Consider the following 24958-nt stretch of genomic DNA (forward strand, 5'->3'; position numbering starts at 1 on the left):
AAAACAAGCGCCCTAGGGCGCTTGTCTTTTTTTAAAGAAAACAATAGATAATAGCTATTGAGAGCAACGCTAGAAAGTATAGTGCTCTGAAGCAGATTTTATAGGAGTCGATATTAAATGACCGTTGAAAATATCAGTGTAAATAAGAGTTTTGGTGGTTGGCATAAACAGTATAGCCATGATTCAAAGACTCTTAATTGCGCCATGCGATTTGCCATTTATTTACCGCCTCAAGCGTCTAATGGTGAGAAAGTCCCCGTACTTTACTGGCTTTCCGGGTTAACCTGTAGCGATGAAAACTTCATGCAAAAATCGGGAATACAGCGTATTGCTGCAGAGCTGGGTATTGCTATTGTCGCTCCAGACACCAGTCCTAGAGGTGATGATGTTGCCGATGATGAGGGTTATGATCTCGGCAAGGGAGCAGGCTTTTACGTTAATGCGACTCAAGCGCCATGGAATCGTCACTACCGTATGTATGACTATGTGGTCAATGAGCTACCCGATCTGATTGAAACGATGTTCCCCGTTACCAATAAGCGATCTATTGCTGGCCACTCTATGGGAGGTCATGGTGCATTAGTCATCGCGCTGCGTAACACCGATGCTTATCAGTCGGTATCGGCCTTTAGCCCTATCAGTAACCCCATTAATTGTCCTTGGGGAAAGAAAGCGTTCGCGGCCTACTTAGGTAGGAATACTGCAAATTGGGCTCAATATGATGCGAGCTTATTGATGCGTCAAGCGAGTCATTTTGTACCTGCATTGGTCGATCAAGGTGATGCCGATGACTTTCTTGTTGAGCAGCTGAAGCCGGAAGTGCTTAACGCTGCGGCTCAGGTTAACCGTTATCCGTTAGAACTTAATTACCGTGAAGGTTATGATCATAGTTACTATTTCATCTCTAGCTTCATCGAAAACCACTTACGTTTTCATGCCAAATATCTAACAAAGTAACTTCTGTTCCGTCCACAGATGTAATTAAAAAAGGTGTCTACATTTATGTCGACACCTTTTTACTTTGGCTTAAATTACTTTATTACCAATGGGTAAAAGTAATTTGCTATTTAGCTAGATTATCATCTGAGTGGTTATACATATAATAACCGCAACTAAACAGTATCCCAATCAATGCGCGGGCTTAGCCTGCCGACCACTTTACATTAAGGCTTATTTTATGAGTTGGATTTTTCTACTACTGGGTGTCATGGCCGAAGCGTTATCTCATGTGGCGTTAAAAGCAACGGATGGGTTTAGTAAACCTTTGCCTGCGTTGATGGTGATTTTGGGGCATTTAGCCGCTTTTCTGTTTCTAGGTCAAGCAATGAAGGGGATGCCTGTAGGGGTGGCACATGCGCTTTGGGCTGGCTTAGCCATCGTGACCGTTACACTGCTATCAGCTTTGTTTTATCGACAACATTTAGACTTAACCGCTTGGGTTGGCATGGCGTTGGTTGCCTCTGGTGTAATCATGATTAATTTATCTCAGGGACATAGCCATTAATGAGTTCGTACTCCCTTTTCTAAATACTTCGGAGGCCTTCGCTCATTGTTCAGAATAATGGTTGTCATTAAAAAAATAAGTATGGGTTATAAAAGTAATGGATCAGCAAGCCTAAGGTGTTTTTTGTGAAATGTAGCTTTCGTGTCTCAAGCACAACTCAAGATGTTGTACTTATCTAAAGCACCGTAATTATCCGTATCAGTAATACTACGCTATAAGAATTAAGGCTGAAAGAGTAATAATCTTTTACCAAAAACCGGTATTATCATTATTTTAAAATCAATTAAACTACCTTCATTACTTAAAACATGAAAAGGGAAAACTTTTATCTTTATACTTAGTCATTAAAGTTACTTGGGAAGTGGTTGCTTAATTTCCTCGTGTCAATTTAGTGGAAACATATTTGTTATGCCATCTTGTTAAATGGAGAACAACAGTATCAACATTTCTTAGAGATTATAATCCTTGATAAAGTTAATTACATACAATGAATTTCAACCATATTGAAATAATCAATAGTGGATACAATGCAACAAAAAGAAATAAAGGAACATATGATGAACACGCTATCAGATAAGCCAGGGATAACCCTATTAAAGTCAGGCTCATTTAAACTAAATGATTTGAATCAACTTCTTGAAGTTGACGGTTTAAAAAGCCAAATGGCAGAAGTTGCAGTAACAAATAATTCGGAAGCACTCTCGATTGGTCACTTTACTATGCAGCCAGGAGTTGAATTCGAATACTTTTATAATTCTGTAGAATATAAAGTAATTATAAAAGGTAAAATAGTAGTACGTGATCTACAAGGTAATAAGTATATTGCTGAAGTTGGTGACGTGATTGTTTTTTCAGCTGATGTAGCTGTTATTTTTGATGCCGAAAGTGATGGTGAAGCTATTTATACCGCTCATCGAAAAGCAGCAACTGAATTTGCACCACAAGTATAATACTTAAACTTAAGAGTTCAATTAAATGATAAATAAAATTATAAGTAAATATAAAGCAACATTCTGTTGTACCAATGGTGTTCTTATCCATCCTAATATTGACAAAGGCATTCAGCCAGCATTAAATAATTTTAAGGGCGGCGAGTTAAAATGCCATTGCCGCTCAAAAGCAGTTATAGTCGAGATTAAAGGACAAAGTGCTCATAATCACGCTTGTGGCTGCTCTAAATGTTGGAAACCTGCTGACGCTCTTTTCTCAGTGGTAGCAGTGATCTCAAAAGATAATCTTAAAGTAACAAACAATGAGTCAAAACTTAAGGTTATTGATGACAGTGCTGCAATTAAGCGATTTGCCTGTAAGGAGTGTGGAGTTCATATGTACGGTCGCATTGACAATACAGAACATCCTTTCTTTGGCTTAGATTTTATTCATACTGAACTCTCTACGCAAAAAGGCTGGTCTGCACCAGAATTTGCAGCGTTTGTATCGTCAATTATTGAAACAGGAACGAAGCCTGAAGATATGGATGCAATACGTCAGCAATTAACATCACAAGGGTTAACTCCTTATGATTGCCTTTCTCCTGCATTGATGGATGTAATCGCAACACATACCGAAAATAATAAGTAACTATAAATGCTCTTTTGAGCCTTTTTGATCCACTTACGTCTAGCTTTACCCATTTTTATATTTTGATAATCATATTGGAATAACAGAACGTATAAGCTGAAAAAAATTCAATTAATTTAGAAAACAAGATCAATTTTTGATTCCACAAATTCAAATTCACTATTTTCACTGATATTATTACTTATTAGTAAAAGTGATTTAACAAACGTGGGTATTACCTTTTTCAGCAACGCAATATAATATATTTCATCTAAGAGAAGGCTTTCCTACCTATTATTTGAGCATAAATTCCTGCTATTTGGCTTCTTAAAAAATAAGAGTTGAGAGTATTGTCTTTTTACATTTGAAAATATAACTGTTAAGGCATAAGTCAGATTGAAATCTGAAAAGCAAATACGGGAATACATTTTAACATTTACTAATTTGGAGTTTATGATGACTAATATTGTTGTTGTTGGTGGTGGTGCCGGTGGTATGGAGTTGCTGGGTAAAATCGGAAAAAAACTGGGAAAAAATGGCAAAGCTAATATTACGTTGGTGGATATAAGTGCCTACCATATATGGAAACCACTCTTGCATGAGTTAGCAGTAGGCAGCTTGGATGAAGGCCTCAATGCGGTAGATTATCGTGCTCACGCCTCTAAGAATGGTTATAAATTCGAACAGGGTGCCCTTACAGGTGTAGACCGTAGCAATAGAAAAATCATTCTAGCTTCAATGAAAGATAAGAATGGCGTTGAAATTCTCCCTGAGCGCTATATCGATTATGACTATTTGGTACTTGGTATCGGTGCTATCACCAATGATTTTGGTATTCCGGGTGTTCGTGAACATTGTGAATTTTTGGACCTTACCGAACAGGCTATGACTATGCGCCAAAAAATTCTCAACAGATTCTTGCAACATGCAAAGAAGCCTGATCAAGGGTATTTCGATATCACAATCGTAGGAGCCGGTGCCACAGGCACCGAGATGGCTGCCGAGATGCACCACGTTGCCGACACCCTTAGTGGTTATGGATATGAAATCGCCAAAGATCTTCTGAGAATAAACCTGATCGAGGCCTCAGATCGTGTCATGCCTAGCCTTAAAAAGGAGTGTCTGTACGAAGCCGTCGATAAACAGCTACGAGCTCTGGGTGTAAATATCATGACCAATACAATCATTACCGAAGTGACTGCTGAAGGGATGTACACCAAAGAAGAGTGGTTTATCAAATCAGATATGATGATTTGGGCGGCGGGAGTCAAGGGACCTGATATCCTAGGGACGCTCGATCTTGAGGTCAATACGATGAACCGGCTGATTGTTCACGCGAATTGCCAAAGTACCACAGATGAACGCATATTTTCTTTTGGTGACTGCGCTGCGTGCCCACAGCCGGATGGTTCTTATACTCCGCCCCGTGGTCAGACAGCCCGTCAGATGGCTCTTCTGGTCGGTGACAATTTGATCCGTCTATTGAAAGACAAGGATGCCAAACTTAAAGATTATCTTTACAAGGACCTGGGAGGATTTGTGAACATGTCTAAGTTCTATACTGTGGGTAATATGTTCTCATTCCTCGGAGGAGGAGTTGCCATTAAAGGATGCCCCGCCCGTTTTGTCTATGCCTCACTATATCGTAGGCATATACTCACCATACATGGCCCAATAAAGGGGTTATTACTGTTGGCGCTAAATGGTGTACAAAGCCGACTGCGTCCGCAATTGAAATTGTGGTGATAAATGATTTTTAGTCAGAAATTGAATAGTTTCGAATAAAATGCCGGGCCAAATTGGCCCGGCATTTAAAATAAAAATATGCAAAATAAAAATATGCCACCCATTTTTCGAAGTAACAACATAACCCTTTCTATTTGAGTCGCGAGCACCTTGTATAATTTTCTCTACGGGCAATTCAACGGAACAATCATGGGTGGCTAAATTAAATCATTGAATGATGTTGAAGTGTTGTTGGATGGTGTCCATAATTTATGCGACTTATTTCTTATGCCAAATAAATGAGGGATCGGATGACCATGTTCCACTTTTAATATCCAGAGTTCCCCAAAATGATTCTCTAACAAACACCTCAAACTGCCCATGCTTTTCTAGATCCCAGGAATCATCAGTTTCTACTTCACTGGGAAATTTATTATTGGCGTGAACACGAATAGCCCAATAATGAGGTCTAAATGGATCAAACAAGCTTCTAGTCCGTGGAATTACCCTGAAATCGCTATATAAGACATTGTTGTCATCCAAATACTGTGTCGCCGCGGCAACTATCTTGCTTGGGGGCTGATAGATTCTTTTTTCAACAGGGTATGCCAAGACAACAGCCAACATGCCTATGGCCCCAAAAATCAACATATTCGGCCATTTAGCAGGCCCGAAATACCAAGCGACAAGACCGGATAATATCAGCCAGATAGCAAAGCATATGTAGAGCGGCTCCAAATCCAGCAACATAGGGAAAAAAGAGACAACTTTATCTCCGGGCGCTGCACTGTAAAACAGTCCTGCACCGAATAATAGCGAACACAACGCCTCTAACATTCTTAACTTAATCAAACTGAATGCTCCACTGTGTTAATGTGCCAAGATTATCTTTCTTTTGATCGCTAACCTTGAGCGTCCAAACACCCTTCACCGTTTCAATCATATTCGAGTCAATAGTCCATAGTCGCTTGTTAAATGAATATTTCAGCGTGTGGCTAACTTTGTTTACGCCAACCGAATGCAAGTAACCAAACCATCAATACGAGTTCTCCTAGTGCAAAGAGAATTAACCAGCCCCAATCGACATCTGGAGCAAAGTATTTGCCTAAATACATACCAATATAAGACGTGCCGGCTAGCCCCACTGGAATACTAAGCCAGCTTGGAGTAACGGTAGAACGCCATAACAAAATACTGAGCATACCAAGGTGAACCCCAAACAACATCAGCGCCATCGACTCCATCGACTTAGCCGCTGACAGGTGGGCAAAAACCATAGTTTGGATATCTGATTCGCTGAATAAATTTGATATCGACAGACTCACAGCCAAGTCGTAGGCTAGAATACTCGAAGATAGACCAACGAAAGCAAGCGCAGTGTAAATAAGCCGAGACCACGCAACCAACTGTGAAAGCGCTCTTTGATCTTTACGCAAATACCAAAATAAAGCCCATGCGACAATAATATCCATCACATAAGTAACAAATAACAAGAATGTGCCAATTAGAAATGGAGTTCCATTGAATTGCAAGCCATTGACTGTTGCAGCGATATCACCTTTGACAACGCTTTGCGACATGAAATAGAAATTTGCTATGGGTGCTGCGAAAACCATTACCAACAGACCTAACCCAGCGATTATGGCTGAGTTTCTTTGCATTAGACCATTAGAAAAATCCTGTGCAGAATCATTGTCCATCAAGTTAATCCTTTAATTCATTGATAAGATGTGCCATATCGGCTTCTAAAAATACATAGCCAGCCATTTTTTGAAGTAACAACTTAACCCTTTCCTATTTGAGTCGCGATCACCTTGTATATTTTGCTCTACTGCCAATTCAACGGAACCATCATGGCTAAATTAAATCATTCAAATTGGTTGAGGTCTTCCCTTTTGACAAACTTATTAGTTAACAATGTGCCTTTAAAGCTTTTATGCCACTGCATAAGCACGTCTTTATCTGACCATTGTTTAGCCTTATCTGCATCAACTTTTATCACCACATGCAAATGGTCGCTCCCTGCTTATTAATAAGAATGCATAAGTGCAGATATCAATCGCAAAGATGGTAGCCAATTCAAGAATACGTAAATCAACCCACTCTCGGCGATGCTCAAAATTTTCGCCTGTTGAGTTATCAATGCCGCACAGAAAAGCCTTACGCACTTCACGCGAGCAACAATGATAACTTTCTATATACAGTGAGAAGGTGTGTCATCTAAGCTAATGATTGTTTATCTGGGTATGTCCATCTTCAATTACCATTTTGAAAAGGTAAATAAAGCGTAGATTATGGTTTGTTATTTAGCCAACCATCTTGGATGGCCATGTTAATTTATCTCTGAACAATACGATGGGGCTATAGCTCAGCTAGGTGAGCGCTTCGCTGGCAGCGAAGAGGTCTGCGGTTCGATCTCGCATAGCTCCACCAATTTAAAACATAGAACTTAGTATTTAGCTAATGGCTAAATACTACCGACTAACAACTCCCCTTCCAAGCATCACTACAATATAAATAAAACCATTAAATAATAGCAATCATTGAACTTATTTAATAAGCTTAATTTTTAAGCAATCAAATTGACTTATAAGGCTTACTCATGAACACATTTTCACTGCCACGCTCCCTACTTATTGTTTCATTATTATTGCTTCTTTCTGCTTGTAACGATGCAGCCATAACACAGGTTGCAGCTCCGGCACCACATGTTGTTGAGATAATAAAAGAGATCGATATTGTGCCAGAAATGGCTTTTATAGGTAGAACAGAAGCAACTGAAGATGTATCGCTCCGTGCGCAAGTTGAAGGTGTTTTATTAAAGCGTCATTTTACTGGTGGTGATGATGTAGAAGCAGGTGATCTTTTATTCGAAATTGACGCTACCCCTTATAATACAGAAGTAAATCAACAAAAAGCATCTTTAAAACATGCGCAGTCAGCTTACAAAATTGCTAAAAACCGTTGGCAACGTGGTCAAAAATTAATTAACACGGGGGCAATTTCAGAGTTGGACATAGATGAATTAACAGCCAGTATGAATCAAACAGAGTCAGATGTAGCGATTAAACAAGCCTATCTCGATAATGCTTTATTAAACCTTTCTTATACAAAAATAATGGCACCTATTTCAGGCCGAATTAGTCGCTCAAAAGTGAGCACTGGGGACTTAATCACTGCAAATAATTTAGAGTTAGCGACATTAGTACAACTCGACCCTATTTGGGTTAACTTTCAAATTCCTGAAAAAACATTAACTAAAGCGCGTAAAGAGTTTACCGATGGACTCACTGTAGACACAGATGACTTGACGGCGACAATTAACTTGTCAGATACACTGGACTACCCTCATACAGGGAAAATTGACTTCATTGATAACCGTATTGATCAAAGCACAGGTACATTAGCTATTAGAGCGATATTTATTAACCCCAAGGCATCCTTATTACCAGGGCAATATACTAAATTGTCACTCGCAATGCCCCACGAAGAAAAAATTGTTGTGATTTCACAATCAGCCGTACAAGAAGAGCAACAAGGACGTTTTGTATTAGTGGTTAACGAAGAAAACAAAATTGAAAAACGCATGGTTAAACTAGGTGCTCGTTATGATGTTCGTTGGGAAGTGATAAATGGGTTAAAACTCGGTGAAAAAATAGTCGTTGAAGGGTTACAAAAAGTGCGTGTCGGTATTGTAGTTGAAACAACTGAGCAGACTGAAACTCCTTTCGCTTCAAAAAATGAAAAATAGGTTACCACTATGATCAGTACATTCTTTATTCATCGACCTAAATTTGCTTTTGTTATTTCAATTGTATTAACGCTTGCAGGTTTATTATCTATTCCCGTTTTATCTGTCGCCGAATTCCCTGAAATTGCACCTCCACAGGTGAGTGTTACGACAAGTTACCGGGGCGCAAGTGCTGAAACAGTAAAATCTACCGTTGCTCAAGCAATCGAGTCATCAGTAAACGGTGTAGAGGATATGTTATACATGTCTTCAAGTAGTGCAAATGATGGTAGTTATTCACTTAGTATTACCTTTGCTGTAGGAACTGATGCTGATATGGCTCAGGTGAACGTGCAAAACCGTGTTACCTCAGTGATGGCAAAACTGCCTGCAGAAGTGCAACAATCAGGCGTGTCTGTAAAGAAAAAATCACCGAATATGTTATTAGTGGTTAATTTAAACTCACCTAATGAAACCTTCGACTCTCTGTTTTTAAGCAATTATGCCAATATCAATATTAAAGATTCTTTAGCCCGTCAGCCAGGCGTATCAGAAGTACAAATTATTGGTGCGATGGATTATGCAATGCGTATCTGGCTTGATCCGAATAAAATGTCTACCTTAAATGTCACCACAGAAGATGTGATTGCATCTATACGAGAACAAAATATTCAAGTTGCAGCAGGTCGTGTTGGTGCGTCCCCCTCCTCTAAAGACCAAAGTTTTCAATATACTTTGCAAACTAAAGGTCGCTTCCAAACTGCTGAAGAATTTTCAGAGATTATGATCCGTGCGAACCCTGACGGTTCGAAAGTTTATTTAAATGCAGTTGCTCGCATAGAATTAGGCTCAAGTAGCTACGATGCTGAAGGTAAGTTTAATAATAAACCCTCTGCCATTATTGCCGTATATCAATCTCCGGGGGCAAACGCGTTAGAGGTAGCAGAATCAATCAAAAAAGATCTCGAACGTTTATCTGTTAGCTTCCCAACGGATATTGAAAGTGTCATCGCTTATGATACGACCGAAGCCGTTAGCGCTTCTATTGGTGAAGTGATTGAAACATTATTAGTTGCAGTTGCGCTTGTTATTTTAATTGTATTCCTGTTTTTGCAAGATGTACGTTCAACTCTTATTCCTGCGATTGCAATTCCAGTTTCATTGATCGGTACCTTTGCCTTTATGCTTGCCATTGGCATGAGTATTAATACCATCTCACTGTTCGCTCTGGTGCTCGCAATTGGTATTGTGGTAGACGATGCAATCGTAGTGATAGAAAATGTAACGCGCTTAATGGAAGATGAAGGGTTATCCCCCATTGATGCCACTGAAAAAGCAATGAAAGAGGTGACTGGGCCCATCATTGCGACAACATTAGTATTATTAGCTGTTTTTGCCCCAACAGCAGTAATGCCAGGTATTACAGGGCAAATGTATGCTCAATTCTCTATTACTATCTGTATTTCAGTGCTTATCTCGTCAGTCAATGCATTGACCTTAAGCCCTGCATTAGCGGCAACATTATTACGCAAACCCAAAAAACATACAAAAGGCTTTCATTTTCAGTTTAACAAGTTCTTTAATAAATTAACCGAACGTTATACAGCGATAGTCAGTCTATTAGTACGCCGATTATTACTCGTCGGCATCGGCTTTGTGATACTAATGGGTGCATTATTCGTACTTGCCGGTAATACACCTTCTGGCTTTATCCCCATCGAAGATAAAAAATCATTTATGGTAGATATTCAGCTACCTGATGGTGCTTCACTTAACCGTACAGAAGATGTTATAGATGAATTAGTGACGATTGCGAGCGATGAGCCAGGTGTAGCTGATGTTATTCATGTGAGTGGTTTTAGTATTTTAACGGGCTCAGTTGCATCTAACGGTGGTTTGCTCATTATTACCCTTGAAGATTGGGATGAACGTAGTGATAACAGCATGCATCAGAATCAAATCATCGCACGCTTACAAGGGAAATTTAATACATTACCTTCTGCAAAAGTAATGGCCTTTGCCCTGCCCTCTGTCCCTGGTTTAGGTGCTACCAGTGGGCTTTCATTTGTATTGCAAGATACGCAAGGAAGAACTCCAGAACAATTATCACAAGTGATGGGATCCTTTATATTAAATCTCAATAGTTTACCTGAAGTTGCCTTTTCATTTAGTAACTTTCGATCTAATGTGCCTCAGATGTATCTGGATATTAACCGTAAAAAGGCAAAAGATTTAGGCATCGAATTGAGCGTTATCTTTAATACCTTACAAACCCAACTGGGTGGCTATTATGTGAATGATTTTAATCGCTTTGGTAAAGTGTTTAGTGTCATGGTGCAAGCGGATAATGAGTTCAGAGACAGCGAAACAGATATTAATAGCTACTATGTGCGCACAAAAAACAATGAGATGGTGCCACTCAGCACGTTAGTTGAAATAACACCGATTCTTGGACCCGAATCCGTTAAACAGTACAATTTATTTAGCTCAACAGATATCAATATTTTCCCCACACCAGGATACAGTACCGGTGAAGCGATAGCGGCAGTCGAACGTGCTGTGAATACATTACCCTCTGGTTACAGTTATGAATGGACTGGACAAACGTTCCAAGAGCTACAAGCGGGAAATTTAGCGCCATATATTTTTGCTTTAGCTTTTGTATTTACGTATCTATTCCTAGTCGCACAATATGAGAGTTGGACCATTCCATTAGCGGTAATGCTTTCTGTTCCCCTCGCTATGTTAGGTGCTTTTATTTACCTTAACATTATGGGTTATGAGCTTAATTTGTATGCTCAAATCGGTTTAGTGTTATTAATTGGTCTCGCCAGTAAGAGTGCTATCTTGATAGTAGAGTTTGCTAAAGAATTACAAGAAGGTGGCAAGCCAACGCTGGAAGCCGCTGTTGAAGCGGGTCGTTTGCGTTTCCGTGCTGTACTGATGACTGGGCTATCTTTTGTATTAGGTGTTGTACCACTTGTTCTTGCAACAGGCGCAGGTGCTGAAAGCCGAAAATCATTAGGTTATGCTGTATTAGGGGGCATGGTTGCATCAGTAATACTCGCAACCATACTGGTACCTATCTTCTACGCGATGATGCAAAAGATGCGTGAATCATTTAAAGCGCCAAAAGATAAAACTGCACGGATAGAAGATGATAAATAAAAGTGCGATAAAAGCTGAGAGGCTGAATGCGGAGGATAAGTAGAATAAACGTCATTTTTCATTAGATCTGAAATATACTTTAGTTGATAATTTCAACTTTTTCTTCATATTTGTTTTGTATTTACTTAACTTTCATCTTAATGAAGCTACGAAAGTCAGACATTTCTCCCATGTACTCACCGGTTTCATAAAATGTGAGGTAAAGGGCAACTGCGGCCCACTGTTGGGCAAACCAGCTCTGAATATTGCTTTTGTTTATGATTAACTTATGTTTATTCAAATAGACTTGCCTGAGGAGGTGCTCTACTTACCGTAAGAATGATTTTGACAATTTCGTCATTTTTTTATTCAGATGACTTAGTCTCTTTGTTATCACTGCTGGATCTTCAATGCTTAATTATCTTAACCACACCGCCATATTGATGACAGGTTTCAATATCTATCCCATAGCAAATACATGCCACCCATTTTTTGAAGTAACAACATAACCCCTTTCTATTTGAGTTGCGATCACCTTGTATAATTTTCTCTACGAGCAATTCAACGGAACAATCATAGGTGGCTAAATTAAATCCTATTAGTTATACATATTAGTGTGCATGCCTATCTTTTCCCTCTGGTTTCAAGGCTGGAAATTTATGCGTTGCAAATACGGCATGACAACTAGCGCACGACTCATTCATTTCAGAAAAATAAAAATTTATTAGTTCTGGCTTTTTACTTTGTGCGGCATGTTCAAGCATTCCTGCTAAATAATGAAACCGCTGATCTTTTTCAATAAATTCAGGTGGCAATACTGAATGTAGTTCTTTTACTTGGCTTTCTGTTAGGCTTTGTTTCAATATATAACTATTCTTTATTTTCTGTGCCGTAGTTTCTATTTCGCTCCAGTTTCCAGAAATGTATGCAGGGATGATAGACATCATTCCACCCTGTAATGCTTTCATTTCTTCAGATAATAGTTTGCGCAAATCAGGAGAAAGCGCCTCCACACCAGAAGCCTTTTCGTGTTCTTCATGCTTATGTACATCTTCTGCATAACTCATTGTTGGTAATAGGATAGCCAAGAGTGCGATGCTAATAAAAGTTTTCATATAAGTCTCTGTTTAAGTTGATTGTATAGACACCTTAATAACAGGCTGGGTGGCTGAATTAGATCCCCTAAATCCCTCGCGACTTTCGTTTCGCTCGGGTCTCGGGGTTTTTCGCCGAATGAGTGTAATTGAGCTATTTAGTTCTATTGGCTTCAAAACGGCTATTTTTCAACAAAAGCTCTCTCAACAACGTAGTCTCCTTGCACTCCCTTTTTAGGACTTTCCTTAAAGCCTTTTTCATCAAGCATGGTACAAGTGTCTTCTAACATGGAAGGACTACCGCACAACATTATTCGATCAAATTCAGGGTCGAGCTCGGCTATCCCAATATCTGTATATAATTTCCCCGAATTAATTAAATCAGTAATTCGTCCTTGATTTTTATAGGGTTCACGAGTGACACACGGATAGTAGATGAGTTGTTCAGTTATCATCTCACCAAGATATTCATGATTAGGAAGATCTGTTGTTAATATGTCATGGTATGCCAATTCATTGGTATACCTTACGCCATGGAACAAAATAATTTTTTCAAAACGTTCATAGGTTTCAGGATCTTTAATAATACTTAAAAACGGGGCTAGCCCTGTACCAGTACCAATCAAGAGTAAATTTCTACCGTCTTTTAAATCATCAATAACCAGTGTTCCTGTTGGCTTACTACCAATAATAACTTCATCTCCAATAGCTAAATGTTGTAATTTTGATGTAAAAGCACCCCCCTCGACTTTAATACTGAAAAACTCTAAGTAATCTTCATGGTTTGCGCTAGCAAGACTATAGGCTCGCAGGATTGGTTTAGCCTCTTTCTGCGCTAAGCCAATGATGACATATTCCCCATTTCTAAATCGAAGGCCTTGACTACGCGTTGTCTTGAAAGAAAATAATGTATCGTTCCAATGAACGACATCTGTGACTTTTTCGGGGTTGAATTTTCTATTCATGTTTTTCCTGTACATTTTAATAATTAATTTACCTGTGGGATACAGGTATACATGGCAGATTGAAAGTACGAATGGCCCTCTGCCGCTGCGTAAAACCAAGCTCTTTGGGGATGACACAACTCTGTTGAAAAACACCGGCAGGGAAAAGATCTCATTTAACCGCAAAATGGTGCTTATTTGAATCCAGTATTACCCTAGAGAATGCTGTGGACTGCTGTTCAATAAAGCACCCAGCGTCTAAGTTGGTAGTCCTTCTTTTTTGACGTTTATTTCCCTATGGCGTACAAGGATTTTGGCGGCTATAGTGAAAAACGCCTTACCCACACGGCTTTTTTTTTACCTTATATAAGACCTTACGCTTTATTACCTAATATGGTTTAAAATACGGGCTAAGTAATATGACTAACATGATATCCATTTATCATTCCTAGTTATTTGTTATTTAAAGTTTGCTTTAGCTATACTTCTTGGCTAAGTGTAAAATCTTTTTGACCATGGCGCGTAAACCATTACCACGCTGCGCACTTAAGTGACTGAATAAATCAATTTCGGTGAAGAACGCTTCGATATCAACACCGGTAATATCCTGAGGTGTTCTTTTATTAAATACACTAAGAACAATAGCCGCTAATCCTTTAACAATTTGAGCTTCACTGTCGACAGCCATCAAAAGGATGTTATTTATTTCATCGTATTCGCATACTAGCCATACCTGACTTTGGCAACCGACGATAAAATTCTCATCGGTTCTAAACGCTACTGGCATGCTGGGAAGTTCCTTACCAAGGTCGATGATATAATGGTAACGTTCTTCCCAGTCATCAAAAAAATGTAGGGCCTCTTTGATGTCTTCAGATTTGATTTCACTACCAAAAGGGCTTTCTGGTAAACCGATAATAGACAGTGTGCTCATCAAAATAACCCCATTTCTAATTGCGCCTCTTCCGTCATCATTTCTCGACTCCAAGGCGGGTCAAGAACAAGGTCCACTAAGACAGTATTGACATTAGGCACTAGCCCAACTTTGTATTTGAGATCCTCGATCAATACCGGTCCCATGCCGCAGCCTGGCGCGGTTAACGTCATGGTAATCACTACGGTGTTGGCTTCTATCTTACAATGGTATATCAAACCCAAATCAACAATGCTTACAGGTATTTCTGGATCGTAAACAGCAGATAACGCCTTCCATACATTACTTTCAAGCACCGTTTGATTGCCTGACTTTTCATCTGAGAGTTCAAATTCTAAGACGATGGGTTTAAACCCAAGTGCATCGCCATCGGTACCATCGATGCGAGCCATATTGCCGTTAACCAAAACGGTATAGGCTCCTCCTAAAGATTGGGTCAGAGTGACAAAAGTATCTTTTTTTATTGTAATAGAGGTTCCGACTGGTACTAATCGTGCTGGACAGTCTCTATTCACTACAATTATCTTTTTTTCCATAATATTATTCAGTATTCGTCAATGTTTTTGAATGGATCATTAAACTGAAAAGCTTTCTCCACAACCGCACTCAGCTGAACTTTTTGGGTTGTTGAACTTAATGACTTTGTTCAATCCCTCCGTGACACAATCAATTTCAGTCCCGTTTACATAAGGTAAGGCTTCTTGGGTGACGTACAGTTTGAGCTTATCGTTGATAACAATAAACCCCTCTTCAGTAATGGGATTGTCAATAAAATCCAACACATATCTAAAACCATTGCAGCCACTTTTTTTCACTGAAAAACACAGACCAAAAGCGTTTTTATTAAGGATTTCTTTCTCCAGGTAACTACGAGCATTGTCACTTAAGGTAACACTGGTTTTATTTGGTTCAAATTTCATTACTGTCATAATAAGATTCCCTTGTTATCGTCATTATTTAGTTATAAGAAGGTTTTAACTTTAGTCAACGCTGCAAATAACATGGCCACTTCTTCTTCTGTGTTATAGAGAGAAAATGAAGCGCGTACCGTGCCTGAAATACCCAGCTCATTCATCAATGGCATAGTGCAATGATGTCCTGTTCGAACAGCTACGCCTTGTTGGTTGAGTAAAGTCCCCACATCACTTGGATGCGAATCCCCCATGAGAAAAGAGAAAATAGCCGTTTTATTTTCTGCCGTACCATAGAGGTGAATATCATCCATACTCTGTGCTAACGCTAAGCAATAATTCATTAATCGCTTTTCGTGTAACATGGCCCCGACTCGATCAATGCTATTAAGGTAATCTATTGCCGCTGCAAGTCCGACAGCCCCCGCTATATTTGGTGTACCCGCTTCAAATTTATAGGGCAACTCATTCCATGTAGCCTGTTCAAAAGTCACCGATTTAATCATCTCGCCCCCCATTTGAAATGGGGGGAGTTGTTCAAGACGATCCTCTTTCCCGTACAATACGCCTATACCCGTTGGACCAAATAACTTATGCCCTGAGAAGGCATAAAAATCGCAATCGAGTTGCTGCACATCGACAGGACAATGAGCAACGGCTTGGGCACCGTCTATCACAGTAATCGCATTGACTTGCTTAGCAAACCTCACGATTTCTTTTACCTGATTAATCGTGCCGAGTGCGTTGGAAACATGCGTCATGGCAACAATGGCGGTTTTTTTGTTAAGTAATTTTTTAAAAGTTGAAAAAATTAGCTCGCCTTTCTCATTAATTGGCACAACCATTAGTTTTGCACCGCTTCGTAGTGCCGCTATTTGCCAAGGTACAATGTTGGCATGGTGCTCCATTGCTGAAATAAGAATTTCATCACCCGGCTTCAAATGACTTTGTGCTAATCCACTTGCGATCATGTTAATCGCTTCGGTGGTCCCTTTTGTCCAAATTATTTCGTGACTGTGCTTGGCATTAATAAAGCCTTGTACGCTACTGCGTGCTTTCTCGAAAAGCTCAGTGGCATCATCGCTCAAGGTATGGGCACCTCGATGTACATTCGCGTTGCTATTACTATAAAATTGATTTGTAGCATCAATAACAATTTGTGGTTTTTGAGTTGTAGCGGCATTATCCAAATAAATTAACGGTCGACCTTTAATACTCTTATTTAATAAAGGAAAATCCTGACGGATCTTTACAATATCAAAGGTGTTATCTTCCACAACTGCCGATAAAGGAGACATTGGTTATTTCCCCCCGGGGTACTGTAATGATAAAAATAAGCTAGAAAAACGTTGTGTAATAAACGCTTGTACACTCGTTTCTGGAACCTTATCGACTATCTCAGCAATAAAGGCTAGGCTCAACAGTCGTTTCGCTTCGCTCCTTGAAATGCCTCTAGATTGTAAATAAAACAGCGCATCACTATCAATTTGACCTACCGTGGCACCATGTGAACATCTCACATCATCAGCATAGATCTCTAATTCAGGTTTAGTATTAATCGTTGCAAAATCTGACAGTAATAAATTTTTATTGCTTAGCTTGGCTACCGTTTTTTGAGCGTCTGGATGAATATGAATACGGCCATTGAACACGGCATTGGCTTCGTTATCGGCTAAACCTCGAAATATCTCGTTGCTGGTACAATTTGGTGCCATATGTTCCATGCAAGTATGGTTATCAATAGTTTGTTGGTTGCGACCGTAAAAACTGCCTCGAATATCCGCACTAGCATACTCCCCTACTAAAGCCACGGTAAGATCATTACGCTTTAGTTTAGAGGCTAGGCTAATTTGATACTGTTGATAAAGGCTATTACGACCTTGTTTAACGCGCTGACTACATAGACTAGTCACGCTCTCATCAAGTTGGATCCGGCTATGAGTAATATCTGCGTTGTCATTAACAAAGCATTCAATCACAGTATTAACCATTCCTGTATGTGTGACAGGGGTGTCCTCATGCTCGATTATTGTCGCTTTACTGCCCGTTTCAGCAATAATCAATACCCGCATCATATGCGTTTTTGGCTGTTCGCCTATCAATAAATTTACAATATAAAAAGACTTATCAACAAGGCAATGCTCAGGAATATGTATAAGCAAACCGTCTTCAAGTTGCTCGCTGTTTAGGCTTGAAAAATAGTCATGGTAATGGCTATGACTACTGTCTAGGTGATCAACAATGATTTGCTGCTGAGCTGTGCTAGCCTCGGAGAATAAAACACTATATGGGTTGCTATCATGTTGCGATAACTCACCCACGAATACTCCATTAACAAACACTAACCGATACGCATCAAAATCACTTATCAAAGACTGTGAAAGTACGTTATTGATCTCATGGGTATCTCTGATGTCATTGATACTTTTTGGATCGAACTCCCCTGTACTGTGTATGTCTGTTGGGTCACTCGCTAACAGTTGTTCAAGCTTCAGATATTTCCAATCTTCGGTTTTCTGCGTCGGGATTTGTAGATAGGTTAAGCGCTCGCTTGCCGCTGCACGGATGGGTTGTAACCAGGCATTTTTCTGGTGAATTGGAATGTTGGAAACACCCGTTGCTATTTGTGTTTGATTATTCATTGTTAAACCTCAATTGGATTAACGGGTTGCTCAGTTCCATTCTCTAACCAACCGTAGCCCTTTTGTTCTAATTCCAACGCCAACTCACTTCCGCCAGATTTAACGATCTGTCCCTCGGACAATACATGGACAAAGTCAGGCTGAACGTAATCTAATAATCGTTGGTAGTGAGTGATCACAATAAAGGAGCGATCGGGACTGCGTAAGGTATTGATACCATCAGCTACCACTTTGAGTGCATCGATATCTAAGCCTGAGTCGGTCTCATCAAGTATGCATAGCGTAGGCTCTAACATTAGCATCTGCATAATTTCATTGCGTTTTTTCTCTCCACCCGAAAAACCTTCATTGACTCCACGCTTAAGAAAAACAGTACTTAGGTCAACGAGCTTGCATTTTTCACGCGCCAGCTTCATAAACTCAACCGCACTTAGCAGTGGCTTGTTTTGATGTGTATAGAGGCATTCAAGGGATGTTTTTAAAAATTCGAGATTGCTGACTCCTGGGATTTCAACCGGATATTGAAAAGCAAGAAAAATACCTTCGCGGGCACGCTCTTCAGGCTTAAGTGCTAATAAATCTTTGCCTTCAAGCATCGCTGCTCCATCTGTCACTTCATAGCCATCACGACCTACTAGGACATTGGATAATGTACTCTTTCCGCTGCCATTAGGCCCCATAATTGCATGGACTTCACCCGGTTTAATCTCGATATTTAATCCTTTAAGGATCTCTTTGCCATCAACTTTGGCTTTTAAATTTATAATTTTTAGCATCTGTAACCTTTATCTATTTAAGTAACGTCTTTATTAACGTGATACAACGCCTGTTGTCAGGGTTGACCTACCTAGCGCGTTATCCAACCGAGCCTTCTAGGCTAACCTCTAACAGTTTTCCGGCTTCAACAGCAAACTCCATTGGCAGCTCTTTGAAAACGGATTTACAGAAGCCATTAACAATCATTGATACTGCTTTTTCAGGGTCGATACCGCGTTGCTGACACAGAAATAACTGATCGTCACTGACTTTTGAAGTCGTTGCTTCATGTTCAACTATCGCACTGGGATTTTTGCTGACAATATAAGGGAATGTATGAGCTGCACATTTATCACCAATTAACAGTGAATCACATTGGGTGAAATTACGTGCGCCATCTGCTTTGGGCGACATATGGACTAATCCACGATATGAGTTTGAGCCTTTGCCCGCTGAAATACCCTTTGAGATAATGGTGCTGCGAGTATTACGACCAAGATGGATCATCTTGGTTCCCGTATCAGCTTGTTGCGCGTGACGAGTTAAGGCAACGGAATAAAATTCACCGACACTATTATCACCCAGTAATATCACACTGGGGTACTTCCATGTAATGGCTGAACCCGTTTCTACCTGAGTCCAAGATATTTTCGCATCTGTGTGGCAGACACCCCGTTTGGTCACAAAATTATAGATCCCGCCTTTACCGTTTACATCGCCTGGATACCAGTTCTGAACGGTTGAATATTTGATTTGTGCGCCTTTTAACGCAACTAACTCAACGACGGCGCCATGAAGTTGGTTTTCATCTCGCGATGGGGCAGTACAGCCTTCAAGATAGCTAACATAGCTGCCCTCATCAGCAATAATTAAGGTACGCTCAAACTGGCCGGTATTCATTTCATTGATCCGAAAATAGGTCGACAACTCCATCGGACATCTAACTCCTTTTGGAATATAAACAAACGAGCCGTCACTAAATACTGCACAGTTTAATGCCGAATAAAAGTTATCGCTAATGGGCACAACAGAGCCCAAATATTTTTTAATTAATTCAGGATGTTCGATAATAGCTTCTGAAAGTGAACAGAAAATAACCCCAGATTCAGCCAGCTTTTCTTTAAAGGTGGTAATAATAGACACACTATCAAACACGATATCAACGGCAACACCAGCCAGTGCCGCTTGCTCATGCAATGGGATACCTAATTTTTCATAGGTACGCAACAATTCAGGGTCGACCTCATCCAAGCTTTTTGGTGCATCGTCTTGACTTTTCGGACTTGAATAGTAAGAAATAGCGTCGAAGTCAATTTCAGGATAATTGACCTGCGCCCATTCTGGGCGTTCCATCTTTAGCCATTGTTGATAGGCATTTAACCGCCATTCCAACATAAATGCGGGTTCATTTTTTTTGGCCGATATTTTCCTAATGACATTTTCATCTAATCCAGGATCAAACGTTTGCATTTCAATATCGGTTATAAAACCTGCGTCGTAACCGGAATTAATACGATCATCAATAACACTGCTATCGCTCATAGTGATCCACTCTCTTTTTATAGGTTTGCCAAGTAAATAGTGCCGAGTCACATACCAGATACCAGATACTAAACATCTTCATTTGGCACGGATCTTTCGCTAGCGGTCACATAGCCACTTTTATGTTCTAGATTGTATTCAAAGAGACTCTAGCACCATTAAGAATACTAAATTAGTAATGTTATTAATTTATATGACACGCAGTAACAATACAATACCAAATTAGTATTTATTATGCCTTTTTTGAAGATAAGGAACCCTACTTGATAGCATTACAATGAGAAGCGGTTTGATATATAGAGTAGAAGTAATGAGGTTTTTTTTGACTTTATGTTAGACAAGAATTTCCTGGCCCGTTAAATTTACTGAGCGAGGTATGGCATAAAAAATAATATCATTGGCGTAGACTATATATTATGATTATCACTGATTAAGACTATTATTTTCTTGCGGGAGTCTTTTATGATAAGAATTAGCCGCATGGCCGATTATGCGTTGTTGGTGGTATTCAAAATGTGTGGTCGCGAGGAGTTAATCACTCTAGATAACTTGTGCGAGTTAACTGCTTTGCCTCTGCCGACCTTGCGTAAATTGATGCGAGCGCTTACCCATAGCAAATTAGTGGAATCTGTTAGGGGGCCTCACGGTGGTTATAAACTTAGTAGTCAACCCGATCAAATATCAATTGCAGAAGTCATTGAAGCTATCGATGGACCGATTGCATTAACGGAATGTGTTAAGTTAGATGGCGGTGATTGTGAAATCGTAGACACATGTGGATTGAAAGGAAATTGGAATATCGTTAATCGTTTAATTTCAAATGCTTTGCATAACGTAAAACTTGATGCAATGGGAAAAGCGCCAATGGATGTCAAACGTCTGAAGTCAGCACTCATAACGATATCAGAGTGAACGCCCCCCAAAAAACTAGCAACGCTAGCCGATAGATAGCGCTTCGCTAGGACGTTACATCACCTGCCTGAGTGCCTAGCTGATCTCGCAAATGATTAGATAGGCAAACAGGATTAGGAATAAACGGTATTGCCTTGCTATTAAATTACACATAAACGAGGCATCATTACTGATGCTATTGAGACATTCATTAAAATATCAGCTTTTAGTGAATGAAGTAAATGCGTGTTTACTTCAATTAGTGCTGATTTCTAGGGGATGGCTGCAAAACCCCTATCAGGATAACTGAGCCAATTATCATCAAGACATTTATTTTCGTTTTGCAATCAATAGCGCCGCCAAAATCAATAGTGATCCGATGGCAAGCCTGACAAGTTCTTCTGGTGTTCCTCCCTTAGCTTCACCAAAAATAAACAAGGAGGCAAACATAGCCAGTGGCACTACCGCATTGTTAAAGACGCCTAATACTCCGACACTTGTTTGGGTTGCGCCTTTATTCCAAAGGAAGAAACCAAGCCCTGATGCTATGACTCCCATATACACTAAAACGAACCACTGCGTTGGTGTTGCGCTTAAAGGAATGGGTGGCTGCTGAGAAATCACCAGCGTAACAATGGTGGTAAAAGCGGCTGCACCTATAAACAAAAAGCCAAATACAGAGCTGTCGCTAATATGTGGTCTATCTAGCTTCCAATCTCGATAATAAATTTGCCCAAAAGCAAAAGCGATATTGGCTATTTGCATAAGGCCAAATCCTAACCAAATTTCGCTTGAGTCTATATCGCCTATTTTTATAATTGCGGCGCCAAAAATTGAAAGCATAGTGGCCAATAAATACCATGGGGTAAAACACCGCTGTCGAAGATCGTTGATAATAACGATATAAAGTGGTGTAAAAACGCTAAATAGCGCAACCAGATGGGATGGTATAAAACGAAAAGCGGAAAGATAGCAGGTGTACATTACCCCGTATTGAAGTGCGCCAAGCAGTATGAGCTGCCATTTTTCCTGCCCGTTTGTGTTGCGTCGTTTTATAAAGGGAAGAAAAACAATAAGCGCCAGTAATAGGCGCGTATCTGCTATTTGAAGTGGGTCAATACCTTTGAGCGTGTTGCCAATAAGACCAAAGGAAAAAGCCCAAATCAAGGTAGTGATCACTAGATAAACCATTAAAATCTCTAATATTTAATGTCAATTGATTCAATAGCTATTTGTAATAGTTAACTATCTACACGATTTGTATTTATTATATGTTGTCTATTATTCAAGTGCTACAGAGTAACGATCTGCCCCCAGTCAAAAAGTGGGGCCGATATAGATTACTTGAGACAAGGTTACCAGTTGTAAGCCGCACTAATAGTGTATTGTTCCCCTCGCCCAGGAGTTCCAGGTACCTCTTCAAATGATTCCCCCCAAAGATTGTCTGCTGCAAGCATGATATCCAGACCGTTAAACTGCGAAGGAGACATTTTTAACGTGAGGTGGGTGAATAAAGCATCATCGTCACCGTTTCGTAGAATATTTTCTTCTTGTTTACGCCACTCGTTATCAACACGGACTTCCACTATGTCGGTAGGTCGCCAAATAACACCTAAGGTTACTCGATGATCAGGGTAGTTCAATGCATAAAAGCTAGCATCAATATCCGTAGCACCATAATTTTCCGATTTATCAAGGAAGGTATAGCTGGTAATTATTTCTGCATTATCTAAACGTTTTACCGCAAGTAACTCTACACCTAGCGTATTTATATCGACCGGATTTGCTGAACGAGCAGAGGTTGAACTCAAGCTATAGGTCCAATCGGCTAAATCATCATCTTGTCGATAAAAAATAGCCGAATCAAGGCGCCAGGTTTCTCGGTCTAATGCCAGGCCTAATTCAATATTTTTAGTGGTTTCTCGCTCAAGATCATAGTTACTTCTAAATAGCCCACCGCTGTCACTCCCACCTATAGCGGTATAACCTGCCACTTGACTGGCTTCTGCATAAGAGAGATAAAGTGTTTGCGAGGTATCGTCAGCATTTATTGTATTCCAGGTTACATCACCAATAAGGGAGGCTTGTGAATCGTCCCGGTTAGTATCATCAAAAGCAGCGCCGAGACGAAAAGTTAACTGTTGATCATCTTGTAGAGACATTCGGTATTCAGGTAATACACTGAGTTTGTAATACTCACGCGAAGTAAAGTTATTTTCAAGCGTGGTTGATTCAATACTGTCTGTTATAAACTGTGTTGAGTAATTGAGGGCAAACGATGCTGTTTGTGCATGGCGACCTGAAAGTGCGATTGATGTAACATCGGTTTCATGAAAGGCTTCGAATATTTCAGGATTTTCGCGCGAAAAAACGTAATGGTCGGTGTTACGACGATTGTAAGCGGACATTTCAAATGTGCTGTCTCGTGAATAATGCTGTTTATGATTAAGCAATAATAGTCGCGTTTTGAGGTCTTCAGTTTCATTAACATTAAATGGCGTGTACATATTTGGCCAGCCAAAGAATTTTTCTTGAGAACCAAAAAATAGATCTGTCTGTGATGATGACCCAACTAACTGAATACGACCAGAGGCGCGTTGAAAATCATGGTCGCCATTATCTATCGTACCGTCACTTTCAGAGCGAGAATATTCACCTTCAAAACCGATAGTCCAATCGGTAGAGTCAGCGAGTGCCATACTCACACCGCTGTGAACCCGTTGAAGAGTAAAGTTGTTATTACCTGCGCCAATAGAAGCACTACCTGCCGTATTTATGAGTGTCCAGTCGCGGGAAACTGTGCCTACCGAGCTGTTAACACCGAAAAGCGCATTATCTGCGCCAGTAAGTACCTTAGCGTTAGATAACATTTCCTGAGCAATCGGAATTTCGGCAAAATAATGTCCCGTTTGCGGATCCAATAACGTTGCGCTGCCGACCCTAAAGCCAGTATTTTCGAAAATACCACCTCGAATCGTCACATCAGCTTGAGCTTCTGCCATATTGCGCGACTGTAGATCAACGCGCGGATCATATTCTAGATTTGAAACTGGCGAACCAAAAGTGCCAACAGGTTTAGTATTAGCCGTGGTTGAGCCCTGAACCGTAATTTTCTCAATATCTGTACTTACATCATTAGCATCGTCGGCTGCCGATGAAACAGACGATAGGCTAAATAACAAAGCGGACAAAGCAATTTGTACAACTCGAATCATGTTAATGTTCTCTATTTACACTGTTTGAACTATCTGTAAAAACGCTTATTTTCACTTCCCCTGCCCCCAATCATATGCCCAAGTAGCAAAAAAAGTCATTCCTCATCTTTGTGCTATACAGCCATGGGATTAACGAATTGGAACAAGCAAACGAAATATCGTAAGATAGGTTTCAGTTGAAAGCGAGTAATCGATTCGTTAATTGATACGTTAATTGATAGTGTATCTTAGCGGGTAAAATATTACACATGATAACTATTCTCAACTGATAATAATTTATCACTGAACACATAACAAACAGATCTATAACGCTCTACTTGCTATTACAGTAATCAATAGAATAACTCATAAAACTGAATTCAT

The 24958-nt window shown here is 39.9% G+C and carries 22 protein-coding genes and 1 tRNA gene; 9 read left to right on the forward strand and 14 right to left on the reverse strand.

Annotated features, from left to right (window positions below; all coding sequences use genetic code 11):
• Nucleotides 1–117: 117 nt before the first annotated feature.
• The 5 genes from fghA to EGC80_RS16120 all read left to right on the forward strand — a co-directional run bounded on the left by fghA (nt 118) and on the right by EGC80_RS16120 (nt 4810).
• The gene (gene fghA / locus EGC80_RS16100; protein WP_124013713.1) at nt 118–957 is read left to right on the forward strand and encodes an S-formylglutathione hydrolase; all 840 of its coding nucleotides are present in this window, start codon (nt 118–120) and stop codon (nt 955–957) included.
• A gap of 220 nt (nt 958–1177) precedes the next feature.
• A complete protein-coding gene (locus EGC80_RS16105) occupies nt 1178–1504 on the forward strand; it encodes a DMT family transporter (protein WP_101031458.1) in 327 nt (108 codons plus the stop codon).
• A gap of 557 nt (nt 1505–2061) precedes the next feature.
• Nucleotides 2062–2454: a cupin domain-containing protein gene (locus tag EGC80_RS16110; RefSeq protein WP_124013748.1), complete on the forward strand. Its 393-nt coding sequence runs from the start codon at nt 2062–2064 to the stop codon at nt 2452–2454.
• A 25-nt stretch (nt 2455–2479) separates the two neighbouring features.
• Entirely contained in the window at nt 2480–3085 is a 606-nt protein-coding gene (gene gfa, locus EGC80_RS16115; RefSeq protein WP_124013714.1) for an S-(hydroxymethyl)glutathione synthase, read from the forward strand.
• Between the two features lie 375 nt (nt 3086–3460).
• The gene (locus tag EGC80_RS16120; protein ID WP_308199796.1) at nt 3461–4810 is read left to right on the forward strand and encodes an NAD(P)/FAD-dependent oxidoreductase; all 1350 of its coding nucleotides are present in this window, start codon (nt 3461–3463) and stop codon (nt 4808–4810) included.
• A gap of 258 nt (nt 4811–5068) precedes the next feature.
• Here the strand turns inward: EGC80_RS16120 and EGC80_RS16125 are convergent, their stop codons facing one another.
• Genes EGC80_RS16125 through EGC80_RS16135 form a run of 3 tightly spaced genes read right to left on the reverse strand, consistent with a single transcriptional unit; the run spans nt 5069 to nt 6489 of the window.
• Nucleotides 5069–5641, reverse strand: coding sequence for a hypothetical protein (locus EGC80_RS16125; RefSeq protein WP_124013715.1), 573 nt, complete (start codon nt 5639–5641; stop codon nt 5069–5071).
• Complete coding sequence (locus EGC80_RS23050; RefSeq protein ID WP_101031468.1) at nt 5634–5732, reverse strand: proprotein convertase P-domain-containing protein; 99 nt, start codon at nt 5730–5732, stop codon at nt 5634–5636. Before EGC80_RS23050 ends, EGC80_RS16125 begins: the two co-directional genes overlap by 8 nt.
• Before the next feature lie 52 nt (nt 5733–5784).
• On the reverse strand, nt 5785–6489 hold the full coding sequence (locus tag EGC80_RS16135; protein WP_124013716.1) for a DUF4386 domain-containing protein: 705 nt from the start codon (nt 6487–6489) through the stop codon (nt 5785–5787).
• 657 nt (nt 6490–7146) lie between these two features.
• On the opposite strand from EGC80_RS16135, the gene EGC80_RS16145 reads away from it, so the two are divergent.
• The 3 genes from EGC80_RS16145 (at nt 7147) to EGC80_RS16155 (ending at nt 11687) form a co-directional block, all read left to right on the forward strand.
• Nucleotides 7147–7222, forward strand: a tRNA-Ala gene (locus EGC80_RS16145).
• Nucleotides 7223–7391: 169 nt separating this feature from the next.
• On the forward strand, nt 7392–8540 hold the full coding sequence (locus tag EGC80_RS16150) for an efflux RND transporter periplasmic adaptor subunit (RefSeq protein WP_124013717.1): 1149 nt from the start codon (nt 7392–7394) through the stop codon (nt 8538–8540).
• A gap of 9 nt (nt 8541–8549) precedes the next feature.
• Complete coding sequence (locus tag EGC80_RS16155; protein WP_124013718.1) at nt 8550–11687, forward strand: efflux RND transporter permease subunit; 3138 nt, start codon at nt 8550–8552, stop codon at nt 11685–11687.
• A 590-nt stretch (nt 11688–12277) separates the two neighbouring features.
• Here EGC80_RS16155 and EGC80_RS16160 read toward each other — a convergent pair.
• The 9 genes from EGC80_RS16160 to sufB all read right to left on the reverse strand — a co-directional run bounded on the left by EGC80_RS16160 (nt 12278) and on the right by sufB (nt 20489).
• Entirely contained in the window at nt 12278–12781 is a 504-nt protein-coding gene (locus EGC80_RS16160) for a cytochrome c (protein ID WP_101031476.1), read from the reverse strand.
• Between the two features lie 161 nt (nt 12782–12942).
• Nucleotides 12943–13725, reverse strand: a complete 783-nt coding sequence (locus EGC80_RS16165) for a ferredoxin--NADP reductase (RefSeq protein WP_101031478.1) — start codon at nt 13723–13725, stop codon at nt 12943–12945.
• 454 nt (nt 13726–14179) lie between these two features.
• Nucleotides 14180–14638, reverse strand: a complete 459-nt coding sequence (locus EGC80_RS16170) for a SufE family protein (RefSeq protein WP_101031480.1) — start codon at nt 14636–14638, stop codon at nt 14180–14182.
• On the reverse strand, nt 14638–15174 hold the full coding sequence (gene sufT / locus EGC80_RS16175) for a putative Fe-S cluster assembly protein SufT (RefSeq protein WP_101031482.1): 537 nt from the start codon (nt 15172–15174) through the stop codon (nt 14638–14640). The genes EGC80_RS16170 and sufT overlap by 1 nt, the downstream gene beginning before the upstream one ends.
• Nucleotides 15175–15213: 39 nt before the next feature.
• Nucleotides 15214–15567, reverse strand: coding sequence for a HesB/IscA family protein (locus EGC80_RS16180; RefSeq protein ID WP_124013719.1), 354 nt, complete (start codon nt 15565–15567; stop codon nt 15214–15216).
• A 32-nt stretch (nt 15568–15599) separates the two neighbouring features.
• Complete coding sequence (locus EGC80_RS16185; RefSeq protein WP_124013720.1) at nt 15600–16847, reverse strand: aminotransferase class V-fold PLP-dependent enzyme; 1248 nt, start codon at nt 16845–16847, stop codon at nt 15600–15602.
• Between the two features lie 3 nt (nt 16848–16850).
• Nucleotides 16851–18191 (reverse strand): Fe-S cluster assembly protein SufD, encoded by a 1341-nt coding sequence (gene sufD, locus EGC80_RS16190; protein ID WP_124013721.1) that lies wholly within the window; start codon nt 18189–18191, stop codon nt 16851–16853.
• A 2-nt stretch (nt 18192–18193) separates the two neighbouring features.
• A complete protein-coding gene (gene sufC, locus EGC80_RS16195; RefSeq protein ID WP_124693496.1) occupies nt 18194–18967 on the reverse strand; it encodes a Fe-S cluster assembly ATPase SufC in 774 nt (257 codons plus the stop codon).
• Between the two features lie 79 nt (nt 18968–19046).
• A complete protein-coding gene (gene sufB, locus EGC80_RS16200; RefSeq protein ID WP_101031492.1) occupies nt 19047–20489 on the reverse strand; it encodes a Fe-S cluster assembly protein SufB in 1443 nt (480 codons plus the stop codon).
• Nucleotides 20490–20951: 462 nt separating this feature from the next.
• On the opposite strand from sufB, the gene EGC80_RS16205 reads away from it, so the two are divergent.
• Entirely contained in the window at nt 20952–21401 is a 450-nt protein-coding gene (locus tag EGC80_RS16205; RefSeq protein WP_101031494.1) for an SUF system Fe-S cluster assembly regulator, read from the forward strand.
• Between the two features lie 309 nt (nt 21402–21710).
• Here the strand turns inward: EGC80_RS16205 and EGC80_RS16210 are convergent, their stop codons facing one another.
• Nucleotides 21711–22559 carry an EamA family transporter gene (locus tag EGC80_RS16210; protein ID WP_233768518.1) on the reverse strand — a complete coding sequence of 283 codons (849 nt, stop codon included), beginning with the start codon at nt 22557–22559 and terminating at the stop codon, nt 21711–21713.
• Between the two features lie 176 nt (nt 22560–22735).
• Nucleotides 22736–24595, reverse strand: coding sequence for a TonB-dependent receptor plug domain-containing protein (locus tag EGC80_RS16215; protein ID WP_124013724.1), 1860 nt, complete (start codon nt 24593–24595; stop codon nt 22736–22738).
• Nucleotides 24596–24958 lie beyond the last annotated feature (363 nt).

Source organism: Shewanella psychromarinicola (assembly GCF_003855155.1).
Classification (GTDB): domain Bacteria; phylum Pseudomonadota; class Gammaproteobacteria; order Enterobacterales; family Shewanellaceae; genus Shewanella; species Shewanella psychromarinicola.

Coding starts and splice junctions, on each gene's coding strand:
- fghA (WP_124013713.1), top strand. CDS start 118: ATGACCGTTGAAAATATCAGTGTAAATAAGAGTTTTGGTGGTTGGCAT.
- EGC80_RS16105 (WP_101031458.1), top strand. CDS start 1,178: ATGAGTTGGATTTTTCTACTACTGGGTGTCATGGCCGAAGCGTTATCT.
- EGC80_RS16110 (WP_124013748.1), top strand. CDS start 2,062: ATGAACACGCTATCAGATAAGCCAGGGATAACCCTATTAAAGTCAGGC.
- gfa (WP_124013714.1), top strand. CDS start 2,480: ATGATAAATAAAATTATAAGTAAATATAAAGCAACATTCTGTTGTACC.
- EGC80_RS23050 (WP_101031468.1), bottom strand. CDS start 5,732: ATGATTGAAACGGTGAAGGGTGTTTGGACGCTCAAGGTTAGCGATCAA.
- EGC80_RS16135 (WP_124013716.1), bottom strand. CDS start 6,489: ATGGACAATGATTCTGCACAGGATTTTTCTAATGGTCTAATGCAAAGA.
- EGC80_RS16150 (WP_124013717.1), top strand. CDS start 7,392: ATGAACACATTTTCACTGCCACGCTCCCTACTTATTGTTTCATTATTA.
- EGC80_RS16155 (WP_124013718.1), top strand. CDS start 8,550: ATGATCAGTACATTCTTTATTCATCGACCTAAATTTGCTTTTGTTATT.
- EGC80_RS16160 (WP_101031476.1), bottom strand. CDS start 12,781: ATGAAAACTTTTATTAGCATCGCACTCTTGGCTATCCTATTACCAACA.
- EGC80_RS16165 (WP_101031478.1), bottom strand. CDS start 13,725: ATGAATAGAAAATTCAACCCCGAAAAAGTCACAGATGTCGTTCATTGG.
- EGC80_RS16170 (WP_101031480.1), bottom strand. CDS start 14,638: ATGAGCACACTGTCTATTATCGGTTTACCAGAAAGCCCTTTTGGTAGT.
- sufT (WP_101031482.1), bottom strand. CDS start 15,174: ATGGAAAAAAAGATAATTGTAGTGAATAGAGACTGTCCAGCACGATTA.
- EGC80_RS16180 (WP_124013719.1), bottom strand. CDS start 15,567: ATGACAGTAATGAAATTTGAACCAAATAAAACCAGTGTTACCTTAAGT.
- EGC80_RS16185 (WP_124013720.1), bottom strand. CDS start 16,847: ATGTCTCCTTTATCGGCAGTTGTGGAAGATAACACCTTTGATATTGTA.
- sufD (WP_124013721.1), bottom strand. CDS start 18,191: ATGAATAATCAAACACAAATAGCAACGGGTGTTTCCAACATTCCAATT.
- sufC (WP_124693496.1), bottom strand. CDS start 18,967: ATGCTAAAAATTATAAATTTAAAAGCCAAAGTTGATGGCAAAGAGATC.
- sufB (WP_101031492.1), bottom strand. CDS start 20,489: ATGAGCGATAGCAGTGTTATTGATGATCGTATTAATTCCGGTTACGAC.
- EGC80_RS16205 (WP_101031494.1), top strand. CDS start 20,952: ATGATAAGAATTAGCCGCATGGCCGATTATGCGTTGTTGGTGGTATTC.
- EGC80_RS16215 (WP_124013724.1), bottom strand. CDS start 24,595: ATGATTCGAGTTGTACAAATTGCTTTGTCCGCTTTGTTATTTAGCCTA.